Source organism: Mycobacterium interjectum (assembly GCF_900078675.2).
In the GTDB taxonomy this organism is placed as follows: Bacteria; Actinomycetota; Actinomycetes; order Mycobacteriales; family Mycobacteriaceae; genus Mycobacterium; species Mycobacterium interjectum.
Map to the genome: position 1 here is coordinate 697,953 of NZ_LT546237.1, position 24,991 is coordinate 722,943.

General features: G+C 67.0%; 10 protein-coding genes. 4 read left to right on the forward strand and 6 right to left on the reverse strand.

The features are described 5' to 3' along the window. The first annotated feature begins 31 nt into the window (after positions 1-31). Together BN4348_RS37840 and BN4348_RS37845 are read left to right on the forward strand one after the other, a co-directional pair. Entirely contained in the window at positions 32-1,033 is a 1,002-nt protein-coding gene (locus BN4348_RS37840; RefSeq protein WP_066910984.1) for an NAD-dependent epimerase/dehydratase family protein, read from the forward strand. Positions 1,034-1,177: 144 nt separating this feature from the next. Beyond that, positions 1,178-2,458: a glycosyltransferase gene (locus BN4348_RS37845; protein ID WP_066911061.1), complete on the forward strand. Its 1,281-nt coding sequence runs from the start codon at positions 1,178-1,180 to the stop codon at positions 2,456-2,458. Between the two features lie 6 nt (positions 2,459-2,464). Here BN4348_RS37845 and BN4348_RS37850 read toward each other — a convergent pair whose 3' ends face one another. The 6 genes from BN4348_RS37850 to BN4348_RS37875 form a co-directional block, all read right to left on the reverse strand. Further along, entirely contained in the window at positions 2,465-3,562 is a 1,098-nt protein-coding gene (locus BN4348_RS37850) for an NAD-dependent epimerase/dehydratase family protein (RefSeq protein ID WP_066910987.1), read from the reverse strand. A 124-nt stretch (positions 3,563-3,686) separates the two neighbouring features. Further along, positions 3,687-5,873: an acyltransferase family protein gene (locus BN4348_RS37855; RefSeq protein ID WP_066910990.1), complete on the reverse strand. Its 2,187-nt coding sequence runs from the start codon at positions 5,871-5,873 to the stop codon at positions 3,687-3,689. A 514-nt stretch (positions 5,874-6,387) separates the two neighbouring features. Next, on the reverse strand, positions 6,388-8,553 hold the full coding sequence (locus tag BN4348_RS37860; protein WP_276003581.1) for an acyltransferase family protein: 2,166 nt from the start codon (positions 8,551-8,553) through the stop codon (positions 6,388-6,390). A gap of 86 nt (positions 8,554-8,639) precedes the next feature. Further along, positions 8,640-10,832 carry an acyltransferase family protein gene (locus tag BN4348_RS37865; protein ID WP_066910996.1) on the reverse strand — a complete coding sequence of 731 codons (2,193 nt, stop codon included), beginning with the start codon at positions 10,830-10,832 and terminating at the stop codon, positions 8,640-8,642. Between the two features lie 133 nt (positions 10,833-10,965). Further along, positions 10,966-12,168, reverse strand: a complete 1,203-nt coding sequence (locus tag BN4348_RS37870) for a hypothetical protein (RefSeq protein ID WP_066910999.1) — start codon at positions 12,166-12,168, stop codon at positions 10,966-10,968. A 160-nt stretch (positions 12,169-12,328) separates the two neighbouring features. Next, positions 12,329-21,988 carry a type I polyketide synthase gene (locus BN4348_RS37875; protein WP_066911004.1) on the reverse strand — a complete coding sequence of 3,220 codons (9,660 nt, stop codon included), beginning with the start codon at positions 21,986-21,988 and terminating at the stop codon, positions 12,329-12,331. A gap of 328 nt (positions 21,989-22,316) precedes the next feature. On the opposite strand from BN4348_RS37875, the gene BN4348_RS37880 reads away from it, so the two are divergent. Both BN4348_RS37880 and BN4348_RS37885 read left to right on the forward strand, forming a co-directional pair. Continuing rightward, positions 22,317-23,444 carry a class I SAM-dependent methyltransferase gene (locus BN4348_RS37880; protein ID WP_066911007.1) on the forward strand — a complete coding sequence of 376 codons (1,128 nt, stop codon included), beginning with the start codon at positions 22,317-22,319 and terminating at the stop codon, positions 23,442-23,444. 7 nt (positions 23,445-23,451) lie between these two features. After that, a complete protein-coding gene (locus tag BN4348_RS37885; protein ID WP_066911009.1) occupies positions 23,452-24,720 on the forward strand; it encodes a glycosyltransferase in 1,269 nt (422 codons plus the stop codon). Positions 24,721-24,991 lie beyond the last annotated feature (271 nt).

A 24,991-nucleotide genomic window follows, 5' to 3' on the forward strand; every position in this document is an offset into this window, starting at 1 on the left:
AAAACCGCTACACGGAAGCGAAAGAGCAAATATGTCGAATGTCGTCGTGACGGGCGGCTACGGTTTTATCGGGTCGCATTTGGTCTCGGCATTGCTGGACCGCGGAGACTCGGTCACGGTGTTCGACTTCGCCAAGAACACCCGTGACACCAGCATCGACTTCGACCGCCATGCCAATTATCGATTCGTCCAAGGCGATGTCAGAGACCTGAGTGCGCTGGAACAAGCCCTGACTCCCGGCGTCGACACGGTCTTTCACCTGGCCGCGGTCGTCGGTGTCAAAAACTATCTCGACGATCCGCTCGGTGTCCTCGACGTCAACGTGATCGGCACGCGCAACGTCCTGGAGCTGAGCCGGCGGCATCGAACGCGGGTGGTGTTCGCTAGCACGTCGGAGGTGTTCGGGAAAAACCCGAACCCGCCCTTCGCCGAGGACGATGATCGTGTCCTGGGTTCGACACGTACCGCGCGGTGGAGCTACAGCACCAGCAAGGCCATGGCCGAGCATCTGGTTTTCGCGATGCACACCGCCTACCAACTTCCGGTTACGGTGGTGCGCTACTTCAATGTGTATGGCCCGCGGCAAAATCCGATCTTCGTGATTTCCCAGAGCATTCACCGGATCCTCAACGGCCGCCAGCCGTTGCTGTACGACTCGGGTGAGCAGACGCGCTGCTTCACCTACGTCGACGACGCGATCGCCGGCACGTTGCTCGCGGCCGACAACGACGCGGCGATCGGCGAGGCCTTCAACATCGGGAGCATGACCGAGACCACCATGCGTGACGCCGTCGCACTAGCGATCAAGGTCGCGAATGTCGACTCGGTATCTGACGTCGAAGCCGTCGACACCGGCGCGCGCTACGGGGGGCGCTACGAGGACATTCCCCGTCGTATCCCCGACTCGACCAAGGCGCAGCGGGAGCTGGGATGGCGCCTCCAGGTCGACGTCGAGGAGGGGATCCGCCGCACCATCGAGTGGGCGCGCGCCAACCCGTGGTATCTCAAAGAGCCCGCGGGCGATAAGGCGTAAGACTGCCGCGTGTCCAAGGCCCCTGGATTCCAGTTCAATCGTGCGGTTAGCGCGATATGCGCGCTGGGCGCTGAGCCGAGGACGCGGCATGCCGCTTCCATTACCCAACACGCGCACGGCAAGTGAAAGGCTATGATCTCGCCGATGAAATTTGTGCTGGCAAACTGGGGAACTCGCGGCGAAGTCGAGCCCTACGTCACGGTCGGCCGCGAGCTGGTGCGCCGCGGGCACGAGGTGCACATGGCCGTAGCGCCCGAAATGGTCAGCTTCGCCGAGGCGGCCGGGCCTACGGCGGTGGCCTACGGACCGGCTTTGAAGGACATTCTGGACCCCCACCGCGATTTCTGGGCTGGCTTGTTCACCACCCCCTGGCGGGTTCGGGAGCTGGGCAGGTTGTCGGCAGAATACGCGGCGCCCCTTGCGCAATGCCGGGCGGAGGTCAGCAAGACGCTCACGTCGCTGGCGGACGGGGCCGACCTGTTGCTCACCGGCATGAATTACGAGAACGACGCGCTCAACGCCGCGGAGCATTGCGGCATTCCGTTCGCCACGCTGCATATCTTCCCGCTGCGAGCCAACGGCCGGCTCCTGCCGTACCTGCCGGCGCCCGCGGCCCGCTCGGCCACGCGGATGCTCGACTGGACGGCCTGGCGCGGAGGAAAGAAGATCGAGGATGCGCAGCGCCGTGAACTCGGTTTGTCCGAGGCGACGCGCCCCTGGCCGCGTCGGATCACCGAACGCGGATCGCTGGAAATTCAGGCCTACGACGAGGTGTGCTACCCCGGGCTGGCGGCCGAATGGGCGAAATGGAATGAGCAGCGGCCCCCCAGAAGGCCGTTTGTCGGCGCGCTGACGATGGAGTTGCCGACGGACAACGATGACGAGGTCGCGTCCTGGATCGCCGCGGGAACACCGCCGATTTGCTTCGGGTTTGGCAGCGTGGGCGTCGAGTCCGCTGCCGAAACGCTCGCCATGATCAGCTCGGCCTGCGCGCAGCTGGGTGAGCGGGCGTTGGTGTGTGCGGCCGGCTCCGACTACAGCGACGTCCCGCACTCCGAGCACGTCAAGGTGGTGGGCGTGATGAACTACGCGGCCGCCCTGCCCGCCTGCCGCGCGTTCGTGCACCACGGCGGCTGTGGCACGACGAACGCGGGTCTGCGCGCGGGACTGCCGACGTTGATCCTTTGGACGTTGCCGGATCAGGGGCTTTGGGGAGCGCGGGTCAAACGACTGAAAGTCGGTACTGGGCGGCGCTTTTCGGCCACAACCGAGAAATCGTTGGTCGCGGACCTGCGCACGGTCCTCACCCCGCAATGCCGCAGCCGGGCCCGCGAGCTCGCCACTCGGATGACCAAAGCCGCTGACAGCGTGACGATCACCGCCGATCTGGTGGAAAATTTCGCCCGCCTCAAGCGGGTCGGCTGAGCGGTCCTACTTCAGCACACCTGTCGTAGGGGTGTGATCGCTCGCTTTGACTGATTCGGGTTGCTCGCCGATCCAGTCGAGCAGTGCACGCAGACCGTCCTCGAGCGCCCACTTCGGGTGCCAGTCGAGCGCCTTCGTTGCGGGCTCGATGTCGCACCTCGCGGCGCGGACGTCCCCGTCGCGGAATTTCGCCACGACCTTCGGTTCGGGGGCGTCGCAGATTGCGGCAATCTGTTGAGCCAGCTCGTGGATGGTGGACGGGACGCCCGACCCGATGTCGAGGCAGCGTGGCTGCGCCGCGGGTTTCTCTATGGCGGCGAACAGCGCCTCGACGACGTCGTCGATGTAGACGAAATCGCGCACGATTTGTCCGTCTTCGTAGACCTCCAGCGTGCGCTGCTCGCGAGCCAATCGCGCGAAAAGGGCGACTATTCCGGTGTAGGAGTTCGTCAGCGACTGACCCGGACCGTAGACGTTCTGCAGCCGCAGCACGCTGAGATGGGTGTCATGGGCGGCCGTCCAGGCGGACAAGATGTGTTCTTGGGCGAGTTTGGTGGCGGCGTAAATGTTGGTGGGCCGCGGCTCGGTTCGACCGGCGCGGCTCGGCAGCGGCACCGCCGGATCGTCGGTGGGTCCCGGGGGATCCCAGATTCCGGCCAGCAGTTGAGCGTGGCTGCGCGGCTGCGGGTAGAAGATCTGTGCGCCGCATTGCCAAGCGCCCTCGCCGTAGACGGCCCGCGACGATGCCACGACGAGCTGGTCGGGCACGTGTGCGGAGCGGCTCAGGGCGTCGAGGAGTTGCGTGGTGCCCACCACGTTCACCGAGCCGTGGCGGGTCGCTTCCGACAGCGACTGCGCGGTTCCCGTCTCGGCCGCCAAATGCACGACTTGGGACGGTCGGCACAACCGCAGCACGGCGTCCCAGTCGGGGGCGTGGGTGACGTCGCCGGTGCACAGCCGCACCGATGGCGGCAGGTCGATCGCCACATGTTCGCCGTGCACCTGCGGGTGCAAGACGTCCATGACGGCGACGTCGTGGCCGGCTTGGACGAGTCGGCGCGCAAGCGCGGACCCGATAAACCCTGCCCCGCCAGTGATCAACACCGATGTCGACAAAATCCGTTGCCTCTCGTTACTTTGCTAAGGAAGCGCGTGACCGGCACGTACTGCTGGACGTGCGGTCCGCGCCGATCATATTGGAGACCACGTCACAACACCGTGCACCATGTCAACCGTTGGCGAGTGCGCGGTCAGCCAGCGCCCCGATCACCGGCGCCAGCAGGCGAGAGTAAACGAGCGTCACGTGACGTTCGTCGGCGTACGCCAAGGTGTTTCCGACGATGACCGGGCAGCGATCGGCGGTGCAGAACAGCTCGGTGAGGTCGGCGTATTGTCCGCCGCCGGCTTTGCTGGCGGCGGTTTCGGCCGCGATACCGGGTTGGTTCACTGCCTTTGACTGGGGCGGCGAGCAGGCGCTCGCGTCACTGAGGTGAACGGACACGCAGTCCGGCACCACTGACTGGGGATCCGGTATCGGACCAAGCACCAGTACCTGGGCGCCCATACCGCGCAGCTGTTGCACCTGGCGGGTCAGGCTGGCGATCCATTCCGGATCGTAGGCCGTGAAACCTGACGCCAGACCGTAGCGGGCGCCGTACGCCCGCATCATGTCGAGCACGACTAGCCGCGGGTGCTCGGCCTGTAACCGGGTAAGGACCTGCTTGCGCCACTGCTCGCACTCGGTGTACTCCCGGCGAAGGACAGGATTAAAGACGGGCAAATCCATAAATGGGCATAAGCCCTTGGCCAGGGTCTCGAGCCGCCAGTGCCGCTGCGCGGCGACCTCCTCAAATGCCTGTTCCCACATCGCGGCATTCGAATCGCCGATCAGGGCCACTGTCATCGACGATGCGGTATCGCCCGTCGCACACTCTGGCTGCCCGCGCTCGACGAAATTGCGCAGGCACCCGCCGAGAGAAAGGGCCTTCAGCTGGGCCGCCGCGTCGGTAAGCGGCGGGTTCAGGTTCGAGGGTACGAGTTTGAGGTCGGTCGAGGCCGCGACCGCGGCCTGCACCTGCGCGACCGCTTGTCGCACCGCTGCGTCATACGCGTCCTTGTCGGAGCCCGCGGGGGGACGCGTTGCCTTAACGGTCAGTGCCGTAGCCGCGGGGCCACGGCCGACCGGAGTAGGCATCAGGACCAGCAGGACCAAGCCGACACAGACCGCTACCGCGGTGGCTGTACCGCCGAGCGCAAGACTGCGGGTGGCCGACCGGCGCACGGGATCGGCGAATCGTAGCGGGTTCTCGATGAAGCGCAGGGTGAGCGCAGCCAGTCCTAGGGAAAATAGGACCGCTGTCAGCGCGCGCCCTAGGGAAGGGCCGGTCGCTGAGGCAGGCGCCACGAGCAGCACCGGCCAGTGCCATAGGTACCACGAGTAGGACACCCGCCCGATCGCCCGCATCGGCCGCACTGCCAGCGCGCGGCCGCATCCCTGCGCAGGGGCGGCGCAGCCCGCACCGATCACCAGCCCCGCACCCAGTACGGGCAACAGCGCGGCGGTACCCGGATAGGGCGTGGCCGGACCCAAATGCGTGCAGGCGAACAGGATGACAACTAGCCCTGCCCATCCGGCAATCGCAGCGATCAGTGGCGGGAGTCGACGCCATTGGCCTGCGGTCAGGGCGACCAGGCCGCCGACGGCCAGCTCCCAGGCCCGGGTGGGCAGCGAGAAGAACGCCACCGGAGGGGCCAGGCGAGTAGCCACCAGCGACAGCGCAAACGACACCGCTGCGACGAGCGCCAGGACCATCAAATACGGCGTCGCCGACTCGCTGGCATGGGTCCGGGTGCGCCGCCCTGCCCGTCGGATCAGCCAGGCCGTCGCGATGATCATGGCCGGCCACACCAGGTAGAACTGCTCCTCGACGCCCAACGACCAATAGTGCTGGAATGGCGACGGCCGCTGGTTGTTGGCGAGATAGTCGATGCCTTGGAGCATGAACCGGTAGTTGCTGACGTACAACGAGCTGGCGATGCCGTCACCGATGACGTGCCGGGACTGCAACGGCGATGACATGACAGCTGCGCCAAGCATGATCATCACCCCGACCGTGGCGGACGCCGGCAGCAGGCGGCGGGCCCGCGCCCCGTAGAAGCGGGCCAGTCGAACGGTGCCGGAGACGCTCGCCTCGCGCCAGAGCAGCCCGGTGATCAGGAAGCCCGAGATGACGAAGAAAACGTCCACGCCGACGAATCCGCCACCTACCCCGGGTATGTCGGCATGAAAGAGGACAACGGCCACCACCGCAACAGCGCGCAGGCCCTCGATATCTGCGCGAAATCCCGTTTCTGCCGAGGATCGACCAGGCACTGCTTCGGTAGGACTAACGCTGTCGGCTGAGTGCAAGGTCACCTACCTTGGAAGAGGACGAGTCCTTAGAGTCGAGGCATTATCACACACCTGACAAATAGGGTGGGCCGATTCCACGATCGGCGGCGCTCAAGGAAAATCCCGGTGTACGAATTGGGCAGCGAGTGGCCCGGCACAGAGGCATTGTTCAGACCGGCTGCATAGATTGATGTCGCGTGCGGCCGCTTAGGCGTGCGGGGTGAGCGGTTCCACTGAGGCACAGCTGTCATTAGGGGATGTGATCGATCGGCTTGACGGGTGGATCAGGTTGCTAGCTGCTCCACTCAGGCAGCGTATGCAGACCGTCCTCGAGCGCCCATTGAGGCGTCAGTCGAGTGCCTTCATCGCCGGCTCGATGTCGCAATTGGCGGCTCATACGTCGCCGTCGCGGAATTTCGCCGCGACGATAGGTCCGGGGGTTACCCGACAGGATGTCGAGTCGGCGTGGTCGGGGATACAGGTTTCCCAATCGCCGCGGACGGTGAAAGAACGTGCCCAGCAGACGCCGCGGACCATGTCAACTACTGGCGAGCGCGCGGTCAACCAGCGCGCCGATGACCGGCGCCAACAGCCGGCTGTATTCGAACGTTATGTGCATCTGATCGCGGTATACCAGGGTGTTGCCGACGATGACAGGGCAGCGGTCGGCGGTGCAGAACAGTTCGGTGAGGTCGGCGTATTGTCCACCGCCGGCTTGGGTCGCGGCGGACTCGGCCGCGATGCCGAGTTTGTTCACCGCCTTCGACGTGGATGGCGAGCAGGCGGTCGCGTCATCGAGGTGGAGCGACAGGCAAATGGGCACCACCGAGTGCGGGTCCGGGATTGCCCCGAGCACCAGGACCTCCGCACCAATGCCGCGCAGCTGCTGCACTTGGCGGGTAACGCTGGCGATCCACGCCGGGTCGTACGACGTGATGCCCGACTCCCGATACCGCCGCATCATGTCAAGCACGACCAGCCGTGGGTGCTCGGCCTGTAACCGGGTAAGGATCTGCTTGCGCCACTGCTCGCACTCGGTGTACTCCCGGTGAAAGAGGGCGCTGACGAAGGGCAGATCTAGCCATGGGCAGTAGCCCTTGGTCAGGGTTTCGAGCCGGAAGTGTCGCTGCGCGGCGACCCTCCCAAATGCCGGTTCCCACATCGCGGCATTCGAATCGCCGATGAGCGCCACCGTCGTCGACGAGGCGGTATCGCCCGTCGCGCACTGGGGATGATCGATTTGGAGAATATCTCGTAAGCAGTCTTTGGAGCCCAGGGGTATGTTCATCGCGTCGGCCAGCGGGGGGGTTAGGTTCGAAGGGACGGCTTTGATGTCGTCCGATGCCGCGACCGCGGCCTGCACCTGCGCGAACGCCTGCCTGCTCGCATTGTCGTATGCGGCGACGTCGGAGCCTGCGGGGGGAGGCGCCGCAGCGATGGTCAGCGTCGGCGCCGCCGGGCCCCGGCCGACCGGGGTGGGCACCACGACCAGCAGCGCCACACCGACACAGACCGCTATCGCGGTGGCGGCACCGCCAACCACGAGACTGCGGGTGGCCGATCGGCGTACGGGATCGGCGAATCGCAGCGGATTCTCGATAAAACGCAGGGTGAGCGCGGCCAGCCCGAGGGAAAACAAGATCATTACAATTGCCAGCCACAGTGGGTGTTTCGACCATGCCGCCGTAGACATCGCCACCAGCAGCACCGGCCAGTGCCACAGGTACCACGAGTAGGACACCCGGCCGACCCCGCGCATCGGCCGCACCGCCAACATACGGCCAACCCCGTGAGCCGGCGCGGCGCAGCCCGCACCGATCACCAGCGCCGCGCCCAGCACGGGCAACAGTGCGGCGGTCCCCGGATAGGGCGTGCTGCGGTCCAACCGGGTGCACGCCAGCAGGATTAATGCCAGACCCGCCCATCCGGCGATCGCGGCAGACAGCGGCGGGAGACGACGCCATTGGCCTGCGGTGAGGGCCACCAGGCCGCCGACCGCCAGCTCCCAGGCCCGAGTGGGCAGCGAAAAGAACGCCACCGGAGGCGCCAGGCGGGTGACCACCAGCGACAGCGCAAACGACACCGTCGCGACCAAGGCCAGGACCAGTAGATACGGGCGTTTCGAGGAGGTCGCCTCGGCCCTGGTCCGCCGTCGCGTAAGCCGGATCAGCCAGGCAGTACCAATGATCAGGGCCGGCCACACCAGGTAGAACTGCTCCTCGACGCCCAATGACCAGTAGTGCTCGAATGGCGATGGCGGCAGGTTGGTGGCGAGGTATTCGACACCTTGGAGCACGAACCGGTAGTTGCTGACGTACAACGCGCTGGCGATGCCGTCGCCGATGATGGGCCGGGACTGCAACGCGGGTAATAAGGCAGCCGACCCAAGCATGATCACGACGCCGACCGTGGCGGACGCCGGCAGCAGTCGGCGGGCCCGCGCCCCGTAAAAGCGGGCCAGCCGGACGGTGCCGGACGTGCTTGCCTCCCGCCAGAGCAGCCCGGTGATCAAGAAGCCCGAGATGACGAAGAAGACGTCCACACCGACGAATCCGCCCCGCACAATGGGTATGTCCGCGTGAAACAGGACAACGGCCACCACCGCGATGGCGCGCAGGCCCTCGATATCGGGGCGAAATCCCGTTTTTTCCGAGCCTCGACTCGGTATCGCTTGGGTAGGGCTAACACTGTCAACCGGCTGCAAAGTCACCTACCTGGGAAGAGGACGAGTCCGTCGAGTCGAGGCATTATCACACACCTGCCAAACAAGGCTGGACTGATTGGACGATGTCAACTGTGGGCGAGGGCGCGATCGGCCAGCGCCCCGATCACCGGGGCCAACGCTTGCGCGTATTCGACTGTCATGTGATTGGCGTCGAAGTACACGAGGGTGTTGCCGACGATGGCCGGGCAGCGGTCGGCGGTGCAGAACAGCTCGGTGAGGTCGGCGTATTGCCCGCCGGCGGCTTGGGTGGCGGCGGACTCGGCGGCGACGCCGGATTGGTTGACCGCCGTCGATCGTGGCGACGAGCAGGCGGTCGCGTCATCGAGGTGCGAGGACAAGCAGATTGGCGCCGCCGCGCGCGGGATTGGGATCGGCCCCAATACCAGCACCTGCGCCCCGGCGCGACGAAGCTGCTGCACCAGGCGGCCGAGGCCGTCGTTCCACATCGGGTCGTAGGAGGTGAAGCCCGGCGTGTAGCTGTGCCCGAAACCATACCCTCGGTACATGCTCACCACGACCAGCCGCGGGTGCTCGGCCTGCAAGCGGGCGAGGATCTGAGCGCGCCACTGCTGGCACACGACGTTGGACACCGCGCGGCGGATGGTGTCGACGATCGGCAAGTCCATCGGTGTGCAGGCGCCCTTTCCCAGGGTCTCCAGCCGCCAGTGCCGCTGTGCGGCGATCTGCTGGAACGCCGGGCTCCACATCGTGGCGTGCGAATCGCCGAGCAGGGCCACCGTCGTCGCTGAGGCGGTGTCGCCGGTTGCGCACTCCGGCTGGCCGGCTTCGAATAGATTGCGCAGGCACCCATTCTGGAACACCGCTTTATATTCGGCCGCCGCGTCGGCGAGCGGTGGATTGAGGTTCGACGGGACGGCTTTGAGGTCAGCCGATGCTGTGACGGTGGCCCGCACCTGCGCGAACGCCTGTCGCACGGCCGCGTCGTAGGCGTTCATGGTGGACCCGGCGGGCGGCGGCGTTGAAGTGATGGACAGCGCCGCGGCCGCCGGGCCGCGTCCGACCGGCACGGGAATCGACGCCAGCAGCGCCACACCCACGGCGACCGCGATCACGGTGGCGGCGCCGCCGAGCGCGAGGCTGGCCAGGGCGGAGCGGCGTATCGGGGCGGCGAACCGCAGCGGGTTCTCGATGAAGCGCAGGGTGAGCACCGCCAGCCCCCCGGAGACGAGGACCGCTGCCAACCTTTCCACCAGCCCGAGGGGGTGGCCCAACAACGGCGCCGCGAGTACCACCACCGGCCAGTGCCACAGATACCACGAGTACGACACCCGGCCGATCGCCCGCATCGGCCGCACTGCCAGCGCGCGGCCGCACCCCTGCGACGGCGCGGCGCAGCCGGCGCCGATCACCAGCGCCGCACCCAGCACGGGCAACAGCGCGGCGAGACCCGGGTACGGCGTGGCCGGGCCCAGCCGAGTGCAGGCCAGCAGGATCAGGACGAGCCCGGCCCATCCGCTCAGCGCGGCAGTCCTCGGGGCCATTCGGCGCCACCGGCCGGCGGTCAGGGCCACCAGGCCCCCGGCGGCCAACTGCCAAGCCCGGGTGGGCAGCGAAAAGAACGCCACGAAAGGCGCCACATAGGTGACCGCCAGCGATAGCGCGAACGACACGGCCGCGACCAGCGCCAGGACCACCAGATACGGGCGTTTCGAGGAAGTCGCCTCGGCCCTGGTCCGCCGCCGCACAAGCCGGATGAGCCAGGCCGTTCCGATGATCATGGCCGGCCAGACCAGATAGAACTGCTCCTCGACGCCCAACGACCAGTAGTGCTGGAACGGGGACCCCGCCCTGGACGCGGCGAAGTAGTCGACCTGTTGCTGGATGAACCAATAGTTGCCGACATAAAGCGCGCAAGCGATGCCGTCCATGATGACCAGCGGGGCCTGCAGCGGGGGCAGCAGCAATACCGAGGCGATCATGGTGATCACGCCAACGGTGGCCGAGGCCGGCAGCAGGCGGCGGGCCCGGGCCCCGTAGAAGCGGCGCAGCCGGACGGTGCCGGTGGTGCTCGCCTCGCGCCAGAGCAGCCCGGTGATCAGAAAGCCCGAGATGACGAAGAACACGTCCACGCCGACGAACCCGCCACTGAGCCCCGGCACGTCCGCGTGGAAGAGGACGACGGCCACGACCGCGACGGCGCGTAACCCCTCGATATCGGGGCGAAATTTCGTCTGTGCCGAGCGTGAACCCGCTACTGCTTCGGTAGGGCTAACACTGTCGGCCGGGTGCAACGTCACCTACCTGAGATGCAGACAAGCTCGTGGAGTCGAGGCATTATCACACACGTGTCGAGCAGGCCGGGTCGATTCCGGCATCGGGAATCGGTCGGGCCCGATAAAGAAACTTCGGTCCGGTCGACATCGATGGCGATCAGGGGCAGATCCCCACCCACATCGGGTCGTCCTCCAGCTGTGAGCATCGGGTTAAAAGTCCCCTCACTGACTGCTCCGTGTTGATCGCAGCGAGGACCTGGGACAGGGCGAAAAAGACGATCGCGACTGCGAAGAAGACCCGGGTGCGTCTCGTGGCCGAGCGGGCGGATTCAGGTTGACGGCTCGCGTAGAGCAGATAAACCACGCCCACGTCGAAGGAGATTGCGATCCACCATCGGGTCCAATCGGCCGAGGTTGCGAAAACCGGAAGCAGTAACAGTGCCGCCAGAGTTAGCCAAGAAAGCCATCCCTGTACAGCTAGGCGAAATCGTCCGAAGGACGCGCCGGAAATACCCCTGATGACAAGCATCGTCAGCGCGAGGATCACAATTCCCGCCACCGTCGACATGATCAAGGGGGCCCAACCAATCTGGTTGGGTCCGATGAAAGGAGTCTTTCTTGTCGTGACGGTGATAAAGCGACAAGTCCAGTCGTGATAGTCCACGTAGGCGTGTTCGCCGGTCGGCGCCGGGCCGGGCGCCCAGCGAACGGCCCCGTGTGGCAACCGGGCACATTGCGACGACACGTCCCGCTGTCGCAGCAGCGCTATCGCCAGCGCGACGACCAAGCCGGGAGCCACGGCGAGTAGCGCGCTGCGCCGCCGGATTTTGGTGGAACTGCGCGCCAGCACCGCAATTGCCAGGATCGCGCCGAGCGCCAGCAGAAAGGGAACCGCCTCGTGGATCAGCGTCAGCACCGCGATCGCGACGCCGTAAATGCCGCTCGCGACTGGCAGCGATCGATCCCTTTTCGCCGAGGCGAGCACCACCGCGAACACGGCCAGCGCCGCCGCGCCAAGAAGGTCGGGCGTTGGCAATACCAGGGCGTGCACAACGCCCAACGGCAGCACCGGGGTGAGCAGCGCCAGCATCAACCGCCGTTCCGAGCGGCCGAATCTGACCGCCACCGTCCACGCCACCGCCGCGATGCCGACTCCGAACACCGTTGGCACCAACCAGCGCAGAACCAACAGGCCGGCGAAGTAGAGGTCGGCCGGGAACAGGTTCAGAATCTCGCCGCCGAGCCCCCGCCTGGCGAAGCCTTGGCTGTAATCGACGGCGTAGTACGGGAAGAACTGCAGATTGGGTTCGTAAACGCTCGCGAAAACAACCCACGACGCCACATAGAGCAGCACGAGCAACCCGACGATCGCGTACCGGAGTCGGCGCCGGGTACTCGGCTGATCCGACGGCGGAGCCGCTGGTGGTTCTTCGGTTACGACCGGACGACCGGCACCGAATTCTGCTTCAGGGCTCATGCCGCAGCCCTTGACAGGGGACCGGCCGCACGAAAGGTCAAGGTCAGCAATCGATTTCTGCAATCAGATCGAATTCGGCGAACGTGCGCGACACCATCTCCCGCAGCTCATCCTGGGTATTTTGCCGGCCGAGAACATACGCGGAGATTCGGAAGAAGATCTTCCCGCGGCTCCGCCCGGAACCCACGAACAGTTGCCCGCCTATGTGCTCGAGCGTGCTTTTCTTGATGTCTGGCTCGAGGTTTCTCAGGTACGCATAGTCGGCGTCGGTGCCGTCGGGCCGATTCACCGCCGGGGGCAGATCACCGACGTTGGAGACGGTAACCGGATGGGTGGCGCCGCCCGCCGCCATCGCCGCCAACCTCCGGTTCAACCGCCTCGGTACCAGCGGCGCGAGTGGGAACGTCGACAAATACTCCTCGTCGGGGTTCTTCATCGCCTCGAGGATTGCCCGCGTGATGTCGGCGTGCATGTCGGCGAGGTCCGTCGCCGCGCGCGTTGGGTCGACTGCGACGTCGACCACTGTGAGTGCGTTGCCACGGGTATCGTTTTCGGTCCGTAGCGTCACCGGAAATCGTAGTGTGACCGTTCCGTCGTCATGGACACGCCCCGCCCGCACCGCGAGTCTGCACGCGACTGCTGCCACCAGCGAGTTGCTGCTTGCGCCAAGGCTTTTCGCGCGGGCATCCCACTCCGCCAGTTCGACGAATGCGGTCAGGGCGGGCACCGCCACCACCTCATCGCTGTCGGCGGTCCTGGGGGGAGGTGGTGCCGCTTTGATCGATGAGGTGAATTGCTTGCGGTCGGGCCAGATCTTTCCGGCCGCGGAGGCGAAGGCCTTCCCTATCTCGGGCAGTTCCTTGACGGTTTGCCGCAAGTCCTCACGCACCGCGCGCCTGCGGGTGCGCGATCCCGCGGGCGGGTAGCCGAAGTCGCGCATCCTGCCCTCGGCGGCGTCGGCTATCGCCTCGCCAAGCCCGATCCCGTCGACCAGCGTGTGCGAAACCACGAGGCTTACCGCTGCCCCGCCATCGTCGAGTCGAAGCACCCCCAGGTGCCAGCCGGGTCCCCACTCGGGGTCAATGGGGAGGCGCGCCCGCTCGTCGAGCCAGGCGTTCACCTCGGCGCGCGGCCGCGGCGTCGCGGCGATATCGATGTCGTCCGCCGCCGGAGCGAGGACCCAGCGATCACGCGCGAACGGCAGGGGAGACCGTTCGATTTTGCGTCCCAGCAACCCCAATCCGAGATTGCGGTGAAAACGCCGCAACGCATCGACATCGACGGCATGGTCGTATAACCAAGTGAACTGAGTCAGCGTGTCGTGCACGGCTCGCATCGCGAGAAATATCGCTTGATCCACGTACGCGAGCCTGTTGTCCACCGGCTCAACGCCATTCGTGCTGACCTGAGTCGCCGGGACGGCGGGCGCGGCGGTGTCGGTGAGTAGGTCTGCCAGGTGGGCGGCGAGCGCGGCGGGCGTGGGGTGGTCGAGGGCTGCGGTCGCCGGCAGGGCCAGGCCGGTGTGTTGGTTGAGGGTGTTGCGTAGTTCCAGGGCGGTCAGCGAGTCGATGCCGAGGTCTTTGAACGGGCGGTCGGGATCGAGGGCGGCCGGGTCGGGGTGGGCCAACACGGTGGCGGTGGTGGTGGTGACCATCGCGGTGAGAGCGTGGAGTTGCTGTTCGGGGGTTTGGGTGGCCAGCTGAGCCCGCAGGCTGCGGGCGCTGGCCGCGCTGGCGCGGGGGCGGCTGGTGGTAAGGGTCGACAAGATCGAGGGCAGGGCGCCGTTGCGTGCTTGGCGGGTCAACGCGGCGACGTTGAAGGGGCTGGCCAGCAGGTTGGGCCGCTGACTGCTGAGCGCGGCGTCGAACAGAGCCAGCCCGTGCTCGTTCGTGATGGGGGTCAGGCCGGTGCGGGCCAGGCGGGTCAGGTCGGCAGTGGTGAGGTGGGCGGTCATCCCTGACGGGGTTTGCCAGTAGCCCCAGGCGACGCTGGTGGCCGCGCGTTGGGTGTGATGGCGGCGGCGGGCCAGCGCGTCCAGGAAGGCGTTGGCCGCAGCGTAATTCGCCTGCCCGGGGCTACCCAAGATGCCCGCGGCCGAGGAGAACAACACGAACGCGGCCAGGTCGCGGTCGGCGGTCAGTCGATCCAGCTGCCAGGCGGCATCGGCCTTCGCGGCCAAGACCGCATCGAGTTGGTCGGCGGTCATGTCGCTCACCGCGGCGTCCTCCAGCAGCCCGGCGGCGTGGACGACGGCGGTCACTGGATGCTGAGGAGGAACACCGTCCAGCGCTGCGCTCAGGTCGGTGGAGTTGGCGGTGTCGCAGGCGGTGATGGTGACGTGAGCGCCCAGCTGGGTCAGGCGCTCCTGAAGTTCCGCCGCACCAGAGGCGGCCGGGCCGCTGCGCGACAGCAGCAGCAGGTGCTTGATGCCGTGGTGGGTGATCAGATGCTCGGCGAACAGCGCGCCCAGCATCCCGGTGCCCCCGGTGATCAGCGCGGTGCCCTCGGGGTCCAGCACCGCCGGCGGGATCAGGACGATCTTCCCGGTATGCATCCCTTGGCTCATGTCGCGGAAGGCTTGGGGCGCGTTGATTAGGCCGTAGCTGGTGGTGGGCAACGGCTGCAGCGCACCGGCGCCGAACAGCGTCAGCAGGGCCGCCCACGCCGGCCGCAGCGATTCCGGTGGGGCACTGGACAAGTCGTAGACCCGGTAGTCGACCCCGGGATGGGCCGCGGCGATGTCGCCGGGCACCCGGATGTCGGTCTTGCCGATTTCGACGAAACCGCCGCCGCGGGGCAGCAATTGCAGCGAGGCGTCGACGAAATCCCCGGCCAGGCTGTTGAGCACGACGTCCATGCCCTGCCCGTCGGTGGCGGCCTTGAAGGTGTCGACGAAATCCAGCGTGCGCGATGACGCGATGTGGGTCGGGTCGACCCCCAGCCCGCGCAGCACATGCTGTTTGTCGGGGTGCGCGGTGGCGAACACCTCGGCACCGAGGTGGCGGGCGATCTGGATGGCGGCCTGCCCCACCCCGCCGGCGCCGGCGTGGATGAGCACCCGCTGCCCGGCCGACAGCCCGGCGATCTCGACCAGGGAGATGTAGGCGGTCAGATACACGATCGGCGCGGAGGCGGCCTGGGTGAACGACCAGCCGGCCGGAACGGGTACCACCATGGCCTCGTCGGTGATCGCGGTGGGCGCGAACGCGTTGTGCGGAAACAGCCCCATCACCGCATCCCCGGGACGCACCGACGTCTCGGGCCCGGCTTCGAGGACCACCCCGGCGGCTTCGCTGCCCATGCCGTCGTCAGCGATGGCGCCCAGCGCCACCACCACGTCACGGAAGTTCAGCCCCGCGGCGCGCACCTGAACCCGAATCTGCCCAGGCGCCAGCGTGTCTGGCGCATCGGTCGCCAGCAACGTCAGGCTGGCCAGATCACCCTTGCGGGTGGTACCCAACTGCCAGTTTGGGACATCCGGCGGCGCCAGGATCGGGGTGCGGGCCAGCCGGGGAATGTGGACGGCACCGTTGCGCAGCGCCAGCTGCGGCTCGCCGGCCGGCCGCGCCGCCGCGACGGCCGACAGCTTGCCCGCGCTGGCGGCGGACTCATCGGTGTCGAGCAACGTGATCCGGTCGGGATGCTCGTTTTGGGCGGTGTGGATCAGCGCCCACGCCGCGGCATGGGCCAGATCGGGCACACCGTCAAAAGCGTTCACGCTGACCGCATGGCGGGTCACGACCACCAGCTGGCTGTGGGCGGCGTCGGACCGAGCCAACCAACCCTGCAACTGAGCCAACACGTCGCGGGTCAGGCCGTGCACCTGCCGCAGCGGATCGGCCGCGGCTTCGGCTTCGGGGGCGTCGGGCAGGAGCCAGATCACCAACTCCGGGCACGGTGCCACGGCCGCCAGGTCGGGGTGGATCGGGCCCTTGTGCAGGCCGGCGGGAAGTCGGTCGGGTGAGTCGGTGACAACCGCCCACTCGGGGGCGGCGGCCGCCGCCGAGGTGTCGTCGAGCAAGGCGGGCCAGCTCAGTTGGAACACGCTGTCACGCAGTCCGACCGCGGCGGTCAGTTGCCCACCGATGTCGGGCAGTTCCCGCAGGGTGATCGTTCGGATGGTGATCACCGGGGCGCCGGTGGGGTCGGTGGCGCGGAGCTCATACGTGTCGTCGGCGGTGCGGCTCAGCCGGACGTGCAGCTGGGTGGCCGCGGTGGCATACAGGGCGATCCCGCTGAACGCGTAGGGAAGCCGCAGCGCCGCCGAGTCGTCCGATACGGAGGCCATCGCGTGCAGGGCGGCGTCCAGCAGGGCCGGGTGGATGCCGTAGCCGGCGACTTCGGTACCGGCGGGCAACGCCACCTCGGCGCAAACCACCTCCGGTTGGGTCGGGTCGCTGCCGACGCCCCGCAGCGACCGGAACGGACCGCTGTAGCCGTAACCCCGCTGGGCCAACGCTTCGTAGAAGTCGTCCTGGTCCACCGCCTCGACACTCGGTGCCGGCAGGAACGGCGGTGTGGTGGGCTGGTGGGAGCTCAGCTCGCCGCTGGCGTGCAGCGTCCACACGCCGGAGTGGCCACCGATGCGCGAGTGCACGGTGAACGCGCGCCGCCCGCCGTCCTCGGCCGACTGCACCGCGAGCTGCAGATCGGTGGGCGCATCGTCCGCCAGCCTCATGGGGCTATGGAGAACCAGTTCGTCGATGACCGGGCAGCCGGTGTATTCACCGGCTTGCAACACCAAATCGATGAACCCGGTCGCGGGGAACAGCACGGTGTCGTTGACCCGGTGGCCGCGCAACCAGCCCTGCGTGGCCGTCGACAACCGGCCGGTCAACACGACCTGGTCCTGGTCGGCAAGGTCGACCACCGCACCCAGCAGCGGATGCTCCGCCCGGTCCTGGCCGAGCCCGGAAGCGTCGCCGACCGACGTGGGGTTCAGCCAGTAGCGGCGGTGTTCGAAGGGGTAGGTGGGCAGCTCGACGGTGCGCGCGCGGGGATACAGCGCCGACCATGACGGGCCGTGGCCGTGGTTGTGCAGGTGGGCCAAGGCGGTGGCCAGGTTGTCTTGGTCGGAATGGTCGCGGTGCAGCGTGGTGATGACCGCGGACTGGGTCCGTCCCGTGGCCTGGGCCAGGGTGTCGGTGATCGCCGGGGCCAACACCGGGTGCGGGGACAGCTCGACGAACGTGTGCTCGCCGGCGGCCAGGCGCTCGAGCACCCGGTCGTGGAACCCGACCGGCTCGCGCAGGTTGCGATACCAGTAGTCGGCGTCCATGGTGGTGGTGTCGAGCGGATCGGCCGAAAGCGCTTCTCCCACCGTGGAATACAGCGGGATGCTGGAGGGCATTGGGGTCAGGTCGGCCAGCTCGTCGAGCAGGCGCTCCCGGAGTGGTTCGACTTGGGCCGAGTGCGAGGCGTAATCGACGGCAATCGACCGCACGTGGACGCCGTCACGCTCGCAGGCCGCGCTGAACTCCTCGATCGCAGCGGGCGCGCCGCTGATGATGGTGTGCGAGGGGCCGTTGACCGTGGCGATGCTCAACGCCGCACCCCAGGGTTGCAGGCGTGGCCGCAGTTGTTCGGCGGCCAGCAGCACCGAGGCCATGCCGCCGGTGCCACCCAAAGCGCTGAGCGCTTGGCTGCGCCGCGCGACCACCTTGGCCGCCTCGGGCAGGGACAGCGCCCCGGCGATGTAGGCCGCGGCGATCTCGCCCTGGGAGTGCCCAATGACGGCGTCGGGAACGATGCCGTAGCGCCTTAACACTTCGGCCAGCGAGACCATCATGGTGAACAGCACCGGCTGCACCACGTCGACGCGGTCCAGCGCCGGCGCCGACGGGTCCTGGCGCAAGACGTCGCGCACCGACCAGTCGGTGAAGGGGCGCAACGCCTCGTCGCAGGCGTCGACGGTGTCGGCGAAGACGGGGTGGTGTTCGTAGAGCTCGCGCCCCATGCCCGGGTACTGGCCGCCTTGGCCGGGCAGCACGAACACGATCTTGCCGCCCAGCTGGGTCAGGTAGTGGTGGCTGACCAGCTGCGGGTGGGGTTGGCCGGCCCGCAGCGCATCCAGGGCATCCAACAGTTCTTTGCGTGGATCAGCGCTGTCCGCCGGCGCGGTGATCACCGCCCGATGCGAGTGATGGGTCCGCGTGGTGGCCAGGCTGTAGGCCACGTCGATCAGATCGAGGTCGGGGTGGGAGACCAGGTGTTGGTGCAGCCGGTCGGCCTGCGCGCTCAGCGCCGCCGGGGTGCGCGCCGACACCGGCCACATCAACAGCCCGAACTCGGCACTGTCGTCGGTCCGCTCGTCCGGTGCGGCGGCCGGGGCCTGTTGCAGGATCACGTGCGCGTTGGTGCCGCTGATCCCGAACGAGGACACCGCCGCGGTGCGGGGATGGTCGGTGTGCGGCCACGCCACCGGCTCGGTGAGCAGGCGCACGGTGCCGGCCGACCAGTCGACGTGCGGGCTGGGCCGATCGACGTTCAGCGTCGGGGGCAAGGTGTCGTGGTTGAGCGCCTCGATCATCTTGATCAGTCCGGCCACCCCGGCGGCGGCCTGGGTGTGGCCGATGTTGGATTTGATCGAGCCCAGCCACAGCGGGTGCTGCGCGTCGCGCGCGGTGCCGTAGGTGGCGATCAGCGCGCCCGCCTCGATCGGGTCACCCAGGGTGGTGCCGGTGCCGTGGGCCTCGACCACGTCGACCTGATCGAGCGCGATGCCGGCGTTGGCCGCGGCCTGGGTGATGACGCGTTGTTGGGCGGGCCCGTTGGGGGCGGTCAAACCGTTGGAGGCGCCGTCCTGGTTGATCGCCGAGCCGGCGATCACGGCCAGCACCGGGTGGTTGTTGCGCTGGGCGTCGCTGAGCCGCTCCAGCACCAGCACCGCGGCCCCCTCACCCCAGCCGGTGCCATCGGCGTTGGCGGAGAACGCCTTACACCGCCCGTCGGCGGCCAGCCCGCGCTGCCGGGCGAACTCGGTGAAGATCGTTGGGGTGGTCATCACCGTCACCCCACCGGCCAGCGCCAGGGCCGACTCGCCCTTGAGCAAAGATTCAGCTGCCCAATGCGTGGCCACCAGCGACGACGAGCAGGCCGTGTCGACGGTGACGGCGGGGCCCTGCAAACCCAACGCATACGCGACGCGACCGGAGACCACGCTGGTGGACGAACCGGTCAGGCCGTATCCCTCCGCGCTGTCCGAACCGCCCGCGCCGTAGGTCTGTGACCACGCCCCGACGAACACCCCGGTCGCCGAACCCACCAATGCGGCCGGATCAATGCGGGCGGTTTCCAACGCCTCCCAGCACACCTCCAGCAGCAACCGCTGCTGCGGGTCCATGGTTTGGGCCTCGCGCGCCGAGATCCCGAAGAAATCGGCGTCAAAGCCGGCCACGTCCGCCACAAAGCCGCCGGCGCGCGTGTAGGTCTTGCCGACCGCGTCGGGGTCGGGATCGAACAACTCCGCCAGATTCCAGCCGCGGTCGGCCGGGAACTCTCCCAGCGCGTCGATACCGCCGGCCACCAGATCCCACAGCGCCGCAGCCGAATTCACCCCGCCCGGGAACCGGCACGCCATGCCCACCACGGCGATGGGCTCGTCCACCCGCGCGTGCGCGCCCGCCGGTGCCGCGGCCGGGGACGACCCGCCCAGCAACTGGCTCAGGTGGGTGGCCAACTCGTCGGGGCTGGGATAGTCGAAGGCCAGCGTGAGGGGCAGTTCCAGTTCGGTGACCGTTTTCAGCCGGTCGAGCAACTCGGTCGCCTTCACCGAGTCGAACCCCAGTTCCTGGAACGTGAGCTCGGGGTCGATGTGTTGAGCGCTGGGGCGACCCAACACCGTTGCCGCCTGCGAGCACACCTCCGCCACCAGCAGGTCATGCTGTTGCCGGCTCAGCGTGCGCAGGCGTTGGGCCAATCCCGAGTCCGCCTCGGCGGCATCGATATTCGGCTGCTTCGGCGCGCGGATCGGCTCGTCCAAGCGGGTGAACGCGTCACGTGAGTACAGCTGTATGCAGTCCCGTCGCCGGACCTTGCCGCTGGTGGTGAGGGGAATCGAACCGGCTTGCACCAGAACGAGATCCGCCACGCTCAGACCGTGCACCTTCGAGATCGCCGCGGTGATATCGCGCCGCACCGCGCCTATCCGCCGCGCCGCAGCCTCTTCGGATTCGTCGCGTTTCTTGACCTCGACGATGGTGACGAGCTGATCAGCGCCGTCACCGTTGGCGACCGCGATGGCCACGCAGCGGCCGTGCGTGATTTCCTGGATGGTCGCCTCGATGTCGTCGGGGGCGTGGTTGCGCCCGTAGACGATCAGAATGTCCTTGATGCGGCCCTTGATGAACAGCTCGCCGTCGGAAAAGAAGCCCAAATCTCCGGTCCTCAGCCACGGCCCTTCGGGCGTGCGGGCCGACGGATTGACAAGCGTTGCGCCGAAGGTGCGTGCGGTCTCGTCGGGTTTCTGCCAGTAGCCGTCGGCGACGTTGTCGCCGTGCACCCAGATCTCGCCGACCGCTCCCGCCGGACACTCGATGCTGGTTTCGGGGTCGACGATGCGCACCGTCGGCGACGGCGGCATGCCGTAACTGACCAGCGGCATACCTTCCCCGGCCGCGCACCGCTTCGCGTGGCCGGCGGTCAGTTCCTCGGATTCGAAACTCACGATTTCTGGTGGATGGCCCGATTCGCGGGTCGCCACGAAGACCACTGTTTCCGCCAGCCCATACGAAGGCCGTAACGCGTCGGGTCGAAGGTTGAAGCGGGCGAACCGCTCAGCGAAGCGCCGCAGCGTCGACGGTTGTACCCGTTCCGCGCCGTTGAGGATGTGGCGCACGTCGCCGAGGTCGAGCCCGGCCAGGTCGTCGTCCGACGTCTTCAGTGCCGCCAACTCGAAAGCGACGTTGGGCCCCGCCGAAAACGCGCGAGTGTTGCTTGCCATCAACTGGATCCACCGCGCCGGTCGCTGCAGGAAGAACATCGGGCTCGTCACCACCGCGCGCAGTCCCGCCAACACCGGCAGGACGATGCCCACGATCAAGCCCATGTCGTGAAAGAACGGCAACCACGACACGACGGTGGCGTCGGGCGGCGGGGGCCCACCGTAGTAGGCGGAAATGATCTGCTCGAAATTGCCCCGAATGTTCTTGTGCGAGATCACGACTCCCGCGGGCGTGCGCGTCGACCCGGAGGTGTATTGCAGATACGCGATGTCTGGGGGGTTTTCGGGCTCGGCGACAGGACCGGGCTCAGCGTCCAGATCCAGCAAATCAAGCTCGACGATTGACGCCCGGGAGTCGGCGGGCTGCGCCGAGATGTAGTCGGCGATGCTTCCCGCGAGGGCGGACGTGGTGAGAATGACCGAGGGCGAGGCGTCGGCCAGGACCGCGCTCACCCGTTCATCGGTGGCACCGCCCAGCGGTTCCGACAGCGGCACGGCGATCTGACCGGCTTGCAATGCGCCGAGAAACGCGGCGACGTACTCGAGTCCCTGGGGCGCCGATATCACCACGCGGTCACCCGTTGACCCGCGAGATCTGAGCTCCCGCGCGACGTTGAGCGATCGCCGATACAGCTGCGACCACGTCAGGCTTTCCGCAACACCGGCCCAGTCCTGCTGGTAGTCAACAAATGTGTAGGCCGTCTCATGCGGCCGCAGACTGGCGTGCTCCCGCAGCACCGCCGGGATGGAGGACTCAATCACCGCGGGAGGCCACCCTGAGCCGACCCCGCAGCCATTCAATCGGGCAAACGCTGTCGGTGTGCTGCAAGATCATCAACCTTAAGAGAAGAGGACGCTTCCTCGAGTCGGGGAATTATTACACACCCGTCCAATGCATTGGGTATGTTGGCGAATCATCACGTCATCGTCGTCGGCTCGGGAGCCCCTGGCTGTCCGGGCTGCCCAAGAGCCGGCGGAAGGCGGTCCCGTGTGACGGTGAAAACCCGGACATCGCCCGTGGCCTTTCTGCCAACGCGGAGGTTCGCGAGATCGCGGGGCCGCGTCAGTCCGAGCACCCGGAGGTGAACCGGTGAGCGTAGTCGACAGTCCGACCGTCGATAGTCCGGCAGTAGCGGATCGGACGACTCTCCACCAGCTGTGGAAAGCGATTCTCGTTGTCATCGCGGCCGTTGTGGCCGGGGCGTGTTACTTCGCGCCGGTGTTACTCGTCGTGCTCGGGGCGCTTGTGCTGTTGCTCTTCTGTGCGCGCTTGGTTTATCGGGACCGCGACCGCTACATTCCGAACTTATATTCGCGGGACACCAAGGTATATGACGACGCATATCGCTCGTTTATCGGCCGCTCGCTTTCGAGTATGCGTAAGTGCAAGATTCGTGGCCACACGCTGTTGTGGGAGGCGTCGCGCCTGCCGAGGCCGAGCCGTCAGGATTCCGACGAACTCCTGCTCGATCTGGGCGTCTGGCTCGGCTGGTCGACGAGGCTGATTGCGGACGCTTCCGGCCGGCAGGTGTATGGCTTCGACACGTTTGAGGGCCTTGTCGAAGACTGGCAAGTCGACGATCAGATTCTCATCAAGAGCGGAAGCTTTTCGCTGTCGGAACCGCTCGCGCAACGTTCCATGCGCGATACCGGTGTGAGCCTGCACGACGGGGTGCCCGCGGCGCTCGGCCGCAAGGTCCAGTTCATCAAGGGAAGCACCTACGAGACGCTGGCCCCTTTCCTGGCCGACCGACCGGACGCCCCGATCCGGCTTTTCCACATGGATCTGGACACCTATGAGAGTTGCCTGCATGCGCTTCAGACGTGCAAGGACCGCTTTGTCGAAGGGTCCATTCTCGTCTTTGACGAATACCTCGTCACCAATGCCGAAATGCGGGCGTTTTTCGAGTTTCAGAACCAGTACGGGCTCGAATGGCGATACCGGGCCTGGGGCCTGGAAGTCATGGAGATGAACCTCGAGATGGTCATCTCGCGGTGGAAGCGCGTGGCGTACTACCTGCTCTGGATCGCGGCGTATTGGTTGGCGGGCGACGGCAGCTATGTCTGGAAGGTCTTCGGCAAGCGGTTTTGGCGATTTTGGCTCGGCGCACCGATCGGCGACATCTTTTTCATGCTTGGCGCGGCCGGGCAACGGAAGTCGGTCAGCCTCGAAATTACCGGTCTGGGCACGTTGGACCGGAGCCGTTCGCGCGACTAGGGCCCCGATGAAATTTGTCCTGGCGAGCTGGGGTAGTCGCGGCGACGTCGAGCCCAACCTCGCCGTCGGTCGCGAGCTGGTGCGCCGCGGGCACGACGTGCGCATGGCCGTCCCGCCCGATCTGGTCGGCTTCACGGAGGCGGCCGGGGTGGCCGCCGTCGGATTCGGGCCGGAAGCGCGGTCCATCCTGGACGCGCACCGCGAGTTCTGGACGTGCTTCTTCAACCACCCCTGGCGGCTGCGGGATCTGGTCCGGTCGCGCCTCGAAATTTCCGGGCCCCTGCTGCGCGCTTGGCAGGAGATGAGCACGACGCTGGTGGCGCTGGCCGACGGGGCCGACCTCATCTTTACCGGCATCAACTTCGAGGACGCCGCCGCCAACGTGGCGGAGTATTACGACATTCCGTTGGCCACGTTGCATTACTTCCCTTTGCGGCCGAACGGCCAGACCATGGCACTCCTGCCGGCGCCACTGGCGCGGGCGGCGGTGACGGCGTTTTGGTGGGTGTCCTGGCGTGCGACGAAGAAGGTCGAGGAGGCCCAACGCCGCGAACTGGGCCTACCCAGGGCAAAGGGATCGGCGCCGCGGCGGATCACCGACCGAGGATCGCTGGAAATCCAGGGCTATGACCAGGCGCTCTTTCCCGGGCTGGTCGACGAGTGGGCGGCATACGAGCGTCAACGTCCGTTTGTCGGCGCGCTGACGCTGGGGTTGGCGACGGACGCCGATGAGGAGGTCGCGTCCTGGATCGCGGCGGGAACACCCCCGATTTACTTCGGGTTCGGCAGCACCCCGGTCGAATCTCCGGCCGACACGATCGCCATGATCGGCGCGGCCTGCGCGCGGCTGGGGGAGCGGGCGTTGGTGGGCGCCGCCGGAACCGACTTCAGCAGCGTCCCCCATTCTGACCACGTCAAGGTGGTGGGAGCGGTGAATTTCTCGACCGTCTTTCCCGCCTGCCGCGCCGTCGTGCACCACGGGGGGACGGGCACCACGGCCACGGGCCTGCGCGCAGCGGTCCCCACGTTGATCCTTCCGACGGACATCGATCAGATGCTCTCGGGGTCTCGGGTCAAACGCCTGAAGGTGGGTACCGCTCGGCGCTTCTCGACGACGACCGAGGAATCGCTGGTAGCGGACCTGCGAACGATTCTCGCCCCGGACTACGTGGCCCGGGCCCGCGAGCTCTCAGCGCGGATGACCGACCCCGCCAAAAGCGTCGCCGCCGCGGCCGACCTGCTGGAAGACTTCGCCCGCTCCAAACGCGTCGGCTGATCGGACAAACGATCTTGTCGCCGACCGCGCGCACTCGTGGCGCCTACCACTTATTTATTGCAGATCACCTCGTCGTCGAACCGAACCGGCTGCAATCGGCGTGACGGGCGCCTCAGTTACCTATTCGCGTGACAGGCGTCTCACCCAGCAAGTATGGTCTAGAACTTGTTATACCCATGTCGAGTAGATGGTCTGGAGACGCGGTTGAGCATCAATCCCTTCGATGATGGCAGGGGCTGCTTTTTCGTCTTGGCTAACGACGAGAAGCAAC